General features: G+C 26.8%; 11 protein-coding genes and 1 pseudogene. 4 read left to right on the top strand and 8 right to left on the bottom strand.

All coding sequences use genetic code 11. The annotated features are described in order from the left end of the window. The first annotated feature begins 133 nt into the window (after positions 1–133). From QK892_RS13390 to QK892_RS13380, 3 genes are all read left to right on the top strand, one after another. Positions 134–805 (top strand): Crp/Fnr family transcriptional regulator, encoded by a 672-nt coding sequence (locus QK892_RS13390; protein ID WP_317274042.1) that lies wholly within the window; start codon positions 134–136, stop codon positions 803–805. Between the two features lie 231 nt (positions 806–1036). Beyond that, positions 1037–1648: a hypothetical protein gene (locus tag QK892_RS13385; protein ID WP_317274041.1), complete on the top strand. Its 612-nt coding sequence runs from the start codon at positions 1037–1039 to the stop codon at positions 1646–1648. Continuing rightward, positions 1648–2259, top strand: a complete 612-nt coding sequence (locus QK892_RS13380) for a hypothetical protein (RefSeq protein WP_317274040.1) — start codon at positions 1648–1650, stop codon at positions 2257–2259. Before QK892_RS13385 ends, QK892_RS13380 begins: the two co-directional genes overlap by 1 nt. A gap of 162 nt (positions 2260–2421) precedes the next feature. Here QK892_RS13380 and QK892_RS13375 read toward each other — a convergent pair whose 3' ends face one another. The 5 genes from QK892_RS13375 to vanR all read right to left on the bottom strand — a co-directional run bounded on the left by QK892_RS13375 (position 2422) and on the right by vanR (position 7511). Continuing rightward, complete coding sequence (locus tag QK892_RS13375; RefSeq protein ID WP_317274039.1) at positions 2422–4230, bottom strand: ABC transporter permease; 1809 nt, start codon at positions 4228–4230, stop codon at positions 2422–2424. A gap of 127 nt (positions 4231–4357) precedes the next feature. Further along, the gene (locus tag QK892_RS13370) at positions 4358–5128 is read right to left on the bottom strand and encodes an ABC transporter ATP-binding protein (RefSeq protein WP_317274038.1); all 771 of its coding nucleotides are present in this window, start codon (positions 5126–5128) and stop codon (positions 4358–4360) included. 80 nt (positions 5129–5208) lie between these two features. Next, positions 5209–5577 (bottom strand): YxeA family protein, encoded by a 369-nt coding sequence (locus QK892_RS13365; RefSeq protein WP_317274037.1) that lies wholly within the window; start codon positions 5575–5577, stop codon positions 5209–5211. 151 nt (positions 5578–5728) lie between these two features. Continuing rightward, entirely contained in the window at positions 5729–6796 is a 1068-nt protein-coding gene (locus tag QK892_RS13360; protein WP_394855034.1) for a sensor histidine kinase, read from the bottom strand. A gap of 7 nt (positions 6797–6803) precedes the next feature. Beyond that, complete coding sequence (gene vanR / locus QK892_RS13355) at positions 6804–7511, bottom strand: VanR-ABDEGLN family response regulator transcription factor (protein ID WP_317274035.1); 708 nt, start codon at positions 7509–7511, stop codon at positions 6804–6806. A 160-nt stretch (positions 7512–7671) separates the two neighbouring features. Here vanR and QK892_RS13350 point away from each other — a divergent pair. Next, positions 7672–7827, top strand: a pseudogene (locus QK892_RS13350) (LAGLIDADG family homing endonuclease); the annotation flags it as partial. A 181-nt stretch (positions 7828–8008) separates the two neighbouring features. On the opposite strand, the gene QK892_RS13345 reads toward QK892_RS13350, so the two are convergent. The 3 genes from QK892_RS13345 to QK892_RS13335 all read right to left on the bottom strand — a co-directional run bounded on the left by QK892_RS13345 (position 8009) and on the right by QK892_RS13335 (position 11881). After that, positions 8009–9166: a DUF262 domain-containing protein gene (locus QK892_RS13345; RefSeq protein WP_317274034.1), complete on the bottom strand. Its 1158-nt coding sequence runs from the start codon at positions 9164–9166 to the stop codon at positions 8009–8011. Positions 9167–9504: 338 nt separating this feature from the next. Then, entirely contained in the window at positions 9505–10797 is a 1293-nt protein-coding gene (locus QK892_RS13340; protein ID WP_317274033.1) for a hypothetical protein, read from the bottom strand. 157 nt (positions 10798–10954) lie between these two features. Then, positions 10955–11881 (bottom strand): hypothetical protein, encoded by a 927-nt coding sequence (locus tag QK892_RS13335; RefSeq protein ID WP_317274032.1) that lies wholly within the window; start codon positions 11879–11881, stop codon positions 10955–10957. Positions 11882–12100: the final 219 nt, after the last annotated feature.

Below are 12100 nucleotides of genomic sequence, written 5' to 3'. Positions count from 1 at the left end.
TAATACGAAAAATACTTTATCACGACAAATAATACTTGTCTGTTGCATATGCAACATTTTTATATTTAATTGATAATAATTTTTAATATCAACCGAATCAATTCAGTTGATTTTTTTCGGAGGTCTATTGATAATGAATTTCACTATTGATTTATTAAGTAAAAATGTTTTATTCAAAAACATCCCCAATGAGAAAATACTTTCTATCATAAATTCTAGTGCTTGCAGTATAAAAACTTTTAATCCTAAAGAAAATATTTACGAAGTTGGTGAAGAAATTCATTCTACTGGAATTATACTTGATGGAACTGTGGATATTCTTCAGATATCTATAGCTGGAGATGAAATTATTGTTGATCGTCTTACCCAAGGAGACAGTTTTGGTAATGCATTTTCATGTGTATCTGATATTAATAACTTAAATTATATTAGAAGTGATGAATATTCAACTATTTTATTTATAAATATATTTAAGCTACTTAGAGAATGTAACTTTATCTGCGAATATCGTCTGTGTTTATTTGAAAACATCATACACTCATTAGCTGAAAATAATATTATTCTTAATACAAAAATACAAATTATGTCTCAAAAAACATTGCGAAATAAACTTATTACCTATTTTGAGCTATTATCTTTACAAAAAGGTTCAAATGAGATAACTATTCCATTTAATAGAGAGCAATTAGCATGCTACCTTGGTTCAGAACGTAGCTCTATATGTCGTGAACTTACAAAACTAAAAGAAGATAATATCATTGATATAAATAGAAATAATGTTATACTTCTTTCCCAAGATATTTAATAATTATAATATTTTTGAGATATAAGATATTCATACTTGACAAATTATTAACTAATAAATATTATTAAACAGAAGATTATTGATATTGAATATCAATTTAAACAAAACTTAGTTATAAAGAAATCTAAGAAGAAAAACGCATATTACAGCGTCAAATATATAATTGATACGAAAGGAGATCGTTACTGCAAAACTATTAACATTATATAAGTTTTCAGTAACGGATTAATTATGGAATTAAAAATTTTAGAACTTAGTGCATCTCATGCGTTTGGTCTTGAGGTCGTTGAAAAAAATAATGAATACATATCAGTAATTGATGAATATGAACTTGAATCAACTGATTTATCTAATTACAATGTTTTACTAATTGATTACTTTGCTGATCAAGAATACTTATATAAACATAAGGACATCATTGAAAACTTTTTAAATGATGGAAAAGTAATTGTATTTTGTGGTCACTTATTCCGTAAATGGTTACCAGGCTGTTCATTATTTATGCCTAAAAAACTAAATAACTATAAAGATTATTTAGTAGAAACAGTTCCTGGCTCACCTTTATTTGATGGTGTTGAAATAGAAGATATGGTCTTTAATAAAGGTGTTGCAGGTTTTTTTGCACGTGGCTATTATTATCCACCAGAGAAGGCTGAAGTTTACTTGACCTTTACTGATGGAAAAGTTATTTCTTATATAGATCGCAATACAACAAATGGAACAATAATCGTTCATGCTGGTAGAAGTATTTTAGGCTACACAAATTCCCAAAACACAACAAAGAAAATTAGTGAACAGGCACTTACTTTATTAAAAGAAGAAGTATGCGGAGGTAAAAAATAATGAGAAAAATAGCAGTAATTTATAGTGGACATGCACCCCATTATCGTACTTTCCATGAGCCTAAATTTGCTCAATACATAGACAAGCTTATATACTTACCAGAATTTGAAGATGCAGACCTTTCTGAATTTGATGTATTAATTGTACCTTCCCAGCTTAATTCAAACTTATTACTTAAAAATGCTGAAAAAATTCGTGAGTTTGCTGATAATGGTAATATAGTTGTTGCCCTTGGCCCACAACCATGGGAATGGATACCTAATCAAAAATGGGAAGATCGTCCAACAAACTTCTGGTGGTGGCTTGAAGAAAATCCAGACAGTGGATTAAGAGTTAAGAATGAAGATCATCCATTCTATGACTATTTCAAATTAGAAGATTGCACATGGCATCACCACGGTGTATTTTGGCCACCAGCTCATGCAACAACATTAATTACAAAAGAAGATAAAGGTGTTGTATTATATATTGATGAAAAATCAACTAATGGAACTTGGATTGTTACAAGCTTAGATCCTGATTATCATTTTGGTTCGTATTTTATGCCAGCAACGGAACGTTTCCTTGAAGCGTTATTCCCATGGTTAAGTCTTGGAAAACTTACAAAATAAATAACTCTATTATTACATATTAATAAAGTGGCTAAAGAAAACTATAGAAAAATTAAAAATCCACGATATCACTATCGTGGATTAATTAATTGAAGCCATAAGGCATATTTAAATTAATGTAATTATTTTTTTATATTATTCCTTTAGAACCTTACCTAAAAACTACTTCCTACTAATAATCTTATAATAAGAGTGAACTGTTAGAAAGTAATATAAACTATAGATAATACCATACACACCTATACTTATTAATTGAGGAATTAAGATTTGGTATGGAATCAAGTTAGATAAAGATTTCAAAGCAAATAGACTATGTAAAACACCTACAACTAGCGGTATTATAAAAATGAACCTCACTTGTTTTGCTATTGTCTTTTTTATCTCTTTTTTCGTTACTCCAATTTTATGAAGTATAGAATATCTAACACGATCTATATTCGCTTCTGTTATTTGTTTAAAATAAATTACTGACCCTGTTGCAAGTAAGAATACAAGACCTAAAAAAATACCAATAAACATTATTAAGCCAGTTACTTCAATTTGCTTTTTAAATCCTGTGTAAAAATCATTGAAAGATTGAACACTTAGATATTCTCCTACAGGCATTATACTTTTTAATTTTTCTGTTAATGATTTGGAATTAATTTCATTCTTAACATTAATATTCTCAACAATTCGCACACCATTACCCTCTTTGGCTTTTTCGTAAACTTTATCTGGAACAATTATAATTAATTCATTTAAATTAGTTATACTACGTCCTTCTGCCCCTTTAATTGTTAATTTCTTCATCTCATTTTCAATTGGAAACACTGCTTTATTTCCCTTATATATTGGGCTAAACTCATACCCCTTAACATAAGCATCATCATATACAAAAGCTTCTTCATCCCTTAAGTTTATTTTCTCTGTCCCCATTTCTTTTGAAAGGCTATTAAATAATGACTGAGACAAAAGATAATAATATTCTGAAATAATAAAATTAGCATTTCCAACACTATCCTGCTTCTCTCCTTCAAAGATACCTTTGACAGGAACCATTTCTATATCAAATTTATTAGTTACTGGATTAAAATCTTTTTCCTCATTTAAAATAACATTTACTCTATTCTCTAATTCTATATCATTTTTTTCATATGAATAACTATATGGTGTAAGTTTCTTAGCTTGTATAAATGTATTGTAATATATGGAAATAGACGTTCCTACAGATGTTAATGTAACAGCACTTAATATCGCAATTGTTGCAAGTGATTTTGCATTTCCTTTGATACGATATAGAAGCTGAGATGTTGCTATCATATTTATTCCACGATAAAATACTGACTTCTTTTTTCTTGCTCTTTTCAAAATAAAGACTGTAAAAAACTTAAATAATAAATATGTTCCAATAACTGTTGAGAGTACAATATAGAGTGCAGCCCCAAGGAAATTAATATCCCTTTTAAGAAATTCTAAAAATATTAATGCTAGAAAATACCCAGATCCTATTAAAATTACTGAAATGAATGCAATAATAACGGAATCTTTTGGCATAGTCTCTCCTTCTTGTTCAGCATTAAATAATTCTACTAACTTAAACTTATAAATCAAACGATAACCTTGAATTGATGTATATAATACAATTACTAAAAAGATAAATGCTGTATCTATTATTGCTTTCGGTGATATTTCAAAATAAACATTTAATTTTAACCCCATTATTTTCATCAGTAAATCAAGAAATAACTTAGATAACAAACTTCCAAGTAGAATACCAATTACTAGTGATATCAGTCCAATTAACATATTTTCATAAAACAACATTTTTCCAATTTGCTTTTTTTGAATTCCTAAAAGAGAGTATAATCCTACTTCCTTCTTACGTTTACGTACAAAAAATCCATTTGAATAAATAATAAAGACTGCAACAAATATAATTAACATAACACTAGAAATACTAAAGGCATCATCAATATTTGAATTTTCCACTCCTTTTACCACTTGAGAATTGTACTGCAATGCCTTGAATATAAAATAAATAACTATACTAAAAATCATAGACAAAAAGTATATAAAATAATCCTTGAAATTCCTTTTAATATTACGAAAGGCAATACTAGATAACGTCATTTGCAGAACCTCCTGAGATAGTAGACATGACATCTACTACTTTTTTAAAAAATTGCTTACGTGATAACTCATTTCTTTGTAATTCTTCATATAATTCTCCATCCTTAATGAAAATTACGCGTTTACAATAGCTTGCAGCGAATGCATCATGGGTTACCATCAATATAGTTGCCTTATTATTTTCATTTAATGATTCTATAGTTTCTAGTAAATCCGTTGCTGATTTCGAATCAAGTGCTCCAGTTGGTTCATCTCCAAAAATTATACTGGGATTTGTTACAATAGCACGTGATGCTGCACAACGTTGTTTTTGTCCACCTGAAATCTGATATGGATATTTATCTAAAATATTATTGATTCCAAACTTTTTTGCAATTTCAGATACACGAGAATCTACTTCTTTAGCTTTTACATTAGATAATGCAAGAGGCAATGCAATATTCTCTCCTACTGTTAGTGTATCTAATAAATTATAATCCTGAAAAATAAACCCTAAATTGTTACGACGAAACAATGCTAGCTTATCATCATTCATACTTACTACATCTTTTTGATCAATTAAGATCTCTCCTTTTGATATATTATCAATTGTAGAGAGAACATTTAACAAAGTTGTTTTACCTGATCCTGATGGCCCCATAATTCCAACAAATTCTCCCTCATTAACTTCTAAGTTAATTCCTTTTAATGCTGTAAAATTACTTCCTCCTGTATTATATACTTTTGAAATATTCCTAGCCTCTAACACTTTTTTCATCTTTTATAATCTCCCTTTCTCTAATGCTACTATAAATTCTTCTTTCGATATTTTGATAAAACCACTCTTGCGTAAACTTTTTATTTCAACTCTAATTTTTCTTTTACTTCTATAGGAATTTGATCTAGTTGTACTTCTTCATAGTATTTTCCATTCTTTCCTTTAGAAGAAACTAATAAATAAGCATCATGACGTAAATTCTTTGGTGCATTAATTATAATTTTTTGTTCCTCACCAGCAATGTTGTAGCCTATAAACTCATATTCATAACAATCTTCCTCTGGCCTAACTTTATCTTTACCCAAATACTTACCATCTGCTTTTACAATTGTGTAATAACTATCTGTTGTAATAAATGGGTTAAGTCTATCAGCAGTCATACTACCACTAAACAAGAATACGCCTACACCAACCGCTAAAATTATAAATAAACTAATGACTTTCTTCATAAAAAAACCTCCATATTTTAATTAAATATTATTTTTCAAAACAAAATGCTCCCTGCTTCGATAATCCAATTATATCGAAGCAAGAAGCATTCTATTTTCGTTTTTCTATAAGAAAAACCTACTTTTATTCAAAGAAATTCTTACGATTTTCCTACGAAGGTGTAGGAATAAAAACTTCAAACTCAATTATGTCATTTTCACTAAAGGCTGTAATAGTACCTTTATGCAATTGAACAATTTCTTTTGCAATTGCAAGCCCCAGACCAGCACCCCCAGTTTTAGAAGTTCTTGCAGTATCTAAACGATAAAATTGCTCAAAAATGCGATTTAGTTTTTCTTCTGGAATAGCATTGCCATAATTTCTAAATTTCAACTTAACACCACTCTCATCTTGAAAAATAGTAATTGTAATGCTGCTACCTTCAAAACTATAATTAATAGCATTACGAATTAGGTTATCAAACACCCTCTCCATCTTTTTTACATCGCACTTAACCATTACATCAGATTGAGACCTTAAATCAAATTTAAGATTTTTAGGTATTAGCATTGGCCTAAATTCATATGAAATCTGTTCTAACATTCTTGTAAGATTCACCTTACTCAATTCTAAGGTAAGATTTGATAAACTAAATCTTGTAATCTCAAAAAATTCATTAATTAAATCTTCTAATCGTTCTGCTTTTTCTAAAGAAATAGAAAGATATTTTCCCCTTAACTCCTCTGAAATCTGCTGCTCATCTCTTAATAAAGTCAAATAACCAATGACAGAAGTAAGAGGTGTTTTTAAATCATGAGCCAAATATATTACTAAATCATTCTTCCTCTGTTCTGCCTCTTTTGCAATTTGCTCTTTTCTAAGTACATGTGCTCTAATATCATTCATCTGATCTTCCATCTCTTTTAATATAGGTGGAAAATGAATAACCTGTTCATTTGAATTAATAAGAGAATTACTTGAATCCGCTACTATTGTAATATATCTAATTGTCTTAATCCAATACCTGCCAAGAATAACAAAGCATCCAAGAAACCATATAATTATAAAGAAGATAGGCTTATTGTAATCAATAAATCTAAAAAACTCATAATGTGCAAGACTTTTAAGAGGATAAATAACTAAATACCCCATAGCTATTAAAGCTACAGAAAATATTGTACTTTCTAAAACAAAACGCCCAAATACATGGAGAAATATACGCCTTTCAAAATCCTTCATATTAATCTTATTCAATTTGATAACCAACTCCCCACACTGTTTTTATAAACTTAGGATTTCTAGCTGGTTCATTCATCTTTTCACGTAACCTACCAATGTGAGCCATAACTGTATTGTTATTATCAAAATACTTTTCTCCCCATACTGCCTCAAATAACTCCTCTGAAGAGACAACTTGACCTTTATGTTCACATAAATGCCATAGAATAGAAAATTCTATTGGTGTTAATGATATCTGCTTTCCAAATAAGGTACATTTATGGGTACCCTTATTAATAATTAATCCGTCAAAATCATATTCGTTACAATTTTCAGATAAATCTACATTTACTTCTTTAACCTGATTATAATTTGTATATCTTCTAAGCTGTGTTCTTACTCGAGCCGATACTTCTAATGGGTTAAATGGCTTTGTAATATAATCATCTGCACCTATTGTTAACCCCATAATTTTATCCATATCTTCACTCTTAGCTGTTAGCATAATAACAGGGAAAAAATACTTTTCTCTAATCCTCTGACAAATAGTAAAACCATCTATATCTGGAAGCATCACATCTAAAATAGCTAAATCCAATGACTGTGAGTTAATACACTCAAGTGCATCTTTCCCATTATAATATTTATAAACCATATGACCTTCATTTTTTAGGTAGACTTCTATCAAGTCAGCAATTTCTTTCTCGTCATCAACCACTAAAATTCTTGAACTCAAAAATTAACGCCCCTTTCCTATTAGTAGTTTTATATTAACATACAATTTTAATTCTAGCATTAAACATATAGTTATTTAAGAAATACAAAATATGCATTTCTTAATTTTATTTAAATTATCTTTCAGTATAATTCACATACTACTATTTAGGAGGGATACTATGACTAATACAGAAATATCTTATATAGCTGGAATTATTGATGGTGAAGGAAGTATAATGTTACAAAAATTTCATTCTAATGAATTTCCTGCACCTTGTGTATCAATTGCTTCAACTTCATTAGAACTATTAACGTGGATTAAAGAAACTATCAAAAAATTGTACATATTCTTTTGAGATGCTAGAATCCAAAGAAAATTTCTATAATTAATTTCTATCCATAATACAATAAAAAACTACAGACCTAGATCTGTAGTTTTATTAGAATGTATCAACATCTTCTATGTTGAATATGATATAGCTTACTCTTAAATATTTAATAATTATCTACAATCAATTATTTGTTGGTCCTTAATTTACTTAAAGAACTTTTTATAGAATCTATACATTGTTTTTGTACTCTATAACTTGTTGATGACACGCCTCCAAACTCCCCAAACTTTACATTTTTCATCCCCTCTATTATTAATAGATATATATTATGATAATCATCATTGCTTATTTTTCTATTAAAAACATTTTGATTTAATAAATAATCATAAGTTAATGTTAATGGTATTAAAAAACTAATTAGAAAACTATGACTTCCTTCTTGTTTCTTTTTTGATATAAATTCTTTAGAAAATATACTTTCTATGTTTTCAATAAAGCATATTTTTCTATAAAATTCTAAAAATCCTATCATAAATTTTTTAGTTTCTTCTTTTTGATGTTCCAACTTATCTCCTTCTAGTCTTTTCATATGTGTCATAAATCTCTCTACATAAAAAGGTGTATCATTCTTTCCTTCTATTAATCCAGAATAAGCATATCCTAGACATGCATATAAATAATAATTAATAGTTTTATCCTTCACTCGATTTTCTGTACATTTAAATATCTGTTTAAATATATTAACTTTATATAAGTCATAAATTAAACTATCTTTAACCCATAAAGAAAATTTTGATCTATGCATAACTTCATTTAATTCTTGCTTAGATAAAGGATTAGTAGCCTGATTAAATCTAGTAAAAACTTCGTACTCTAATTCTTCATTTTTAGATACATCTATAATTTCCACATTTATTTGAGTTTTATAGTCGAGCTTATTCTTTATGTTAGCAGGTAAATCTTTATACTTCTTCCCATCTAATAAATCTTTTAAAATAGTTAATTTAGTCAATCCGTACTGATTATTTTTATACCTATACATAGCTCTTAATCTATGAGAACCATCTATTACATTCAATAATACCTTATCCTTTTCTGTATTTAATGATAAATAAATAATTGGAATAGGTATATTTAATAATAGTGATTCTATTATGCTTGATTCCTTTTTCTTATCAAATTTATACTCCCTTTGATAATCTGGTTCAACTACAATTCCATTATGTTTATTTTCATTACCTAATTCTATCAAATTACATACCTGCTCAAAATAATAAGTATTTTTAGTTACAGAACATTTCCACTTGTCTAAATCAAGTCCATTATTTATTGTATTCTCCATAAAACCACCCCATAAAAATTATATGTTTATAATTATTTAATTATGTTAATGAAATAATACTTCTGTTTTATTTATAATAATAAAATTCAATCTATTATATATTTATCATTAATTTTATAGCTTTATTATTTAAAGCTTTTAATATGATTTATATTATTAGCTATATCATTATTATGAAAAGAATATTTACAAGTAATAATCACAAACTATTATTTAGGAGGTGTACTATGTTAGAAACAGAAAAAGCTTATATTGCTGGAATTATTGATGGTGAAGGGAGTATAATGTTACAATAATTTCATTCTAATGAATTTCCTGCTACTTGTGTATCAATTTATTCAACTTGTGCTATCATAATGTTTCCAAATGAAATTCTTACAAGTTTTCATTTTACCATTACAAGCTCTTTGAATTGATTGTACAGTAACATCGTAGAATTCAGATGCTTCTTTAATATTAGGCCATACTCTGATTAAGTTTTCAGACAAATCAAATTGTAAAACCTGTTTTGATTTCTTAGTTTGATCATAATACCACTCATTATTTTCAACATACTCCCATATAAATCCATGACATGACTTTCTTTCTTTATTACAGACCTTTCGTATCGCTTTAGCTGTTGTTTTATAGTATGTTGCAATCTCATTAGCACTATTCCACATCCTAATAAACCTTCCATCTAATTCATATTGTTTTATCTTCTTCTCACAAAGTTTTTTAGATATATTTAAACTTGTTTCACTTCTTGATTTATGTTTATTATTTATTGATTTTTTATTTTCCAATTTTCTCTTGTAATCTTCTAAATAAAACCAATTATATCCCTTGTAACAATTATTACCATCAATATTTCTACAACATTTTGATATAGAATATAATTCAAAATCACCTTTTATTTTATTTATATTGCATATACTAACACACTTGATATCTTTACTAACCTTGACTATTTTTTCATATCTTACATATGATCTTATTGCTTTTATATCGTCTATATACTCTATAAACTCATCCCATTTTTCCTTTTTCCTTTTCATATATATAGTTGCCCCTTGATAAATGTTTTCAACTACTTCTCTGTATTTTCTTCCTGAAAAACTAATTTGATAGCTTTCTGGTGAGTGCTTGTTAATTATTACTCTTTTATCAGATTCAAAATAATTTTTTAGTCCATTTAGAAAATTATATGTTCCAATAAACTTTATTTCACATACCATATGCCCTACTTTTCTCCCCTTTTTAGTTTTTAAATATGTTGATATACATCCATCACCATCCATATATCCTCTAATAAAATCTCTAAGTAAATATTTAGGTACAATATCATCTGTTGGAAACTTTAAAATTTTTGATTTTCTTGGAACACATCCTAGTTTAATTAAATCTTCTCCAATTTTTTTACTTAGTACGTCTAATCTGATATATCCTCTTGAATCAATCTTAACTTCTCTATTTGATTTCAAATCCTTTACAAATTCCTCTATTAGATATTTATCTATTTTATTAACTACTATATGAAGATATTTAGAGTCAGACACACATCCATCAGCATATAAAAATCCTAACCAATAAGCTTTTCTTTCTGTATCAATTTTATTAAAAAAATCATTATCTTGATAATATTTTTTCATAGCATCACCTAATATTTTCTATAATAATATTATTCTTTTATAAAAATATTATTATTATGTAATTTCATACTAAAAAAGCCGTGAATTTCTTCACGACTTTTTATGGTGGAGACAATCATGACCTTTAAAATACACAGTTTAAATTATTAATTTTCTATTATACAAAATTAAGTGCACTTTCTTCTATACTAAACCCACTTTCTATTAGATCATTATCACACTCTTCTATAATGTAATCTGGTATAATTTCATAATCAAATGGGTTTAATTGAAATAAATAGTCATTGTCTACATGATACGTTTCATTTACAAATTTTTTTATAATATCATTAGAGCTATTTTCATTTTTAATAATTCTATAAATTTGAAGTTTCTCATAATTGTTTTTAGACTGATTGTAAGCCTTTATTAAAAGTTCATTACTTAATAATTTATCTAGTTCAGTATCGTAATCAAAATTTTCAATAAGTTCTCTTATTTTCTGTGTTGCTTTTTCTATTTCGCAATATTCCATTACAGCTTCCTGTTTTATTTCTCCTATCTTCTTACTAATAATAGGCTCTTTTCTTTTATGAAATAAATTAGATAATAAATTCCATTCCAATCCCTTAGAATCATAAATTTCATATAATCTTCTTAAATAAATTAGCTTATTAATATTATTATCTAATATTAATATATTTTCTTTCGCTATTTCAATAAACGTTTTTATACTATTGTAATAAATTTCTTTTTCAATAATATTTCCTTTTTTATTATATATAAAATAAGCATTGGTTTTTATTTCATTAAATTTAGATGTAAAATTTTTCACCATATCTACTATTGGATCAAAATCATGTGTTAACATTAATACTGTATTATTTCTAAAACTATTTTCTCCTTTAAATAATTTATTAATTATTGCATATTTCTTATTCTTATCAAATGATGAAATAGGATCATCTAAAATAACTAAGTCTGAATTTTTACTTATAGTTTCATACATAAATAGAATTAAAGCAAATGCGTTCTTCTCTCCGTAACTTAAATATAAATTTGCATTATTTAATTCCTTAGAGCAATCTTTATGTTGAAATATCATCTTATACTCTTCATTTTTAGATATTATATTTACTTCATATTTATAACCTGCATACTTTAAAAAATTATTTATTTCATTTTTATATTTTTCTATCCTTTTTAAAATTAATTTTTTTTTTTATTTATAGTAAATTACATTTTCTTTTTGAGGGATATGATGAAGATCTATTTTATTATTTTTTATAAATGTTGGAAAATAATAATTTTCATAAAAACTACC

It is taken from the genome of Clostridium lamae (assembly GCF_033043255.1).
Taxonomy (GTDB): domain Bacteria; phylum Bacillota; class Clostridia; order Clostridiales; family Clostridiaceae; genus Clostridium; species Clostridium lamae.
The sequence above is the reverse complement of the archived record's forward strand: the minus strand, read 5'-3'. Positions and strand labels throughout refer to the sequence as shown.

Excerpts from the sequence above, each read along its gene's own strand:
- QK892_RS13390 (WP_317274042.1), top strand. The coding sequence starts at position 134 with ATGAATTTCACTATTGATTTATTAAGTAAAAATGTTTTATTCAAAAAC.
- QK892_RS13385 (WP_317274041.1), top strand. The coding sequence starts at position 1,037 with ATGGAATTAAAAATTTTAGAACTTAGTGCATCTCATGCGTTTGGTCTT.
- QK892_RS13380 (WP_317274040.1), top strand. The coding sequence starts at position 1,648 with ATGAGAAAAATAGCAGTAATTTATAGTGGACATGCACCCCATTATCGT.
- QK892_RS13370 (WP_317274038.1), bottom strand. The coding sequence starts at position 5,128 with ATGAAAAAAGTGTTAGAGGCTAGGAATATTTCAAAAGTATATAATACA.
- QK892_RS13365 (WP_317274037.1), bottom strand. The coding sequence starts at position 5,577 with ATGAAGAAAGTCATTAGTTTATTTATAATTTTAGCGGTTGGTGTAGGC.
- QK892_RS13360 (WP_394855034.1), bottom strand. The coding sequence starts at position 6,796 with ATGAAGGATTTTGAAAGGCGTATATTTCTCCATGTATTTGGGCGTTTT.
- QK892_RS13345 (WP_317274034.1), bottom strand. The coding sequence starts at position 9,166 with ATGGAGAATACAATAAATAATGGACTTGATTTAGACAAGTGGAAATGT.
- QK892_RS13340 (WP_317274033.1), bottom strand. The coding sequence starts at position 10,797 with ATGAAAAAATATTATCAAGATAATGATTTTTTTAATAAAATTGATACA.
- QK892_RS13335 (WP_317274032.1), bottom strand. The coding sequence starts at position 11,881 with ATGATATTTCAACATAAAGATTGCTCTAAGGAATTAAATAATGCAAAT.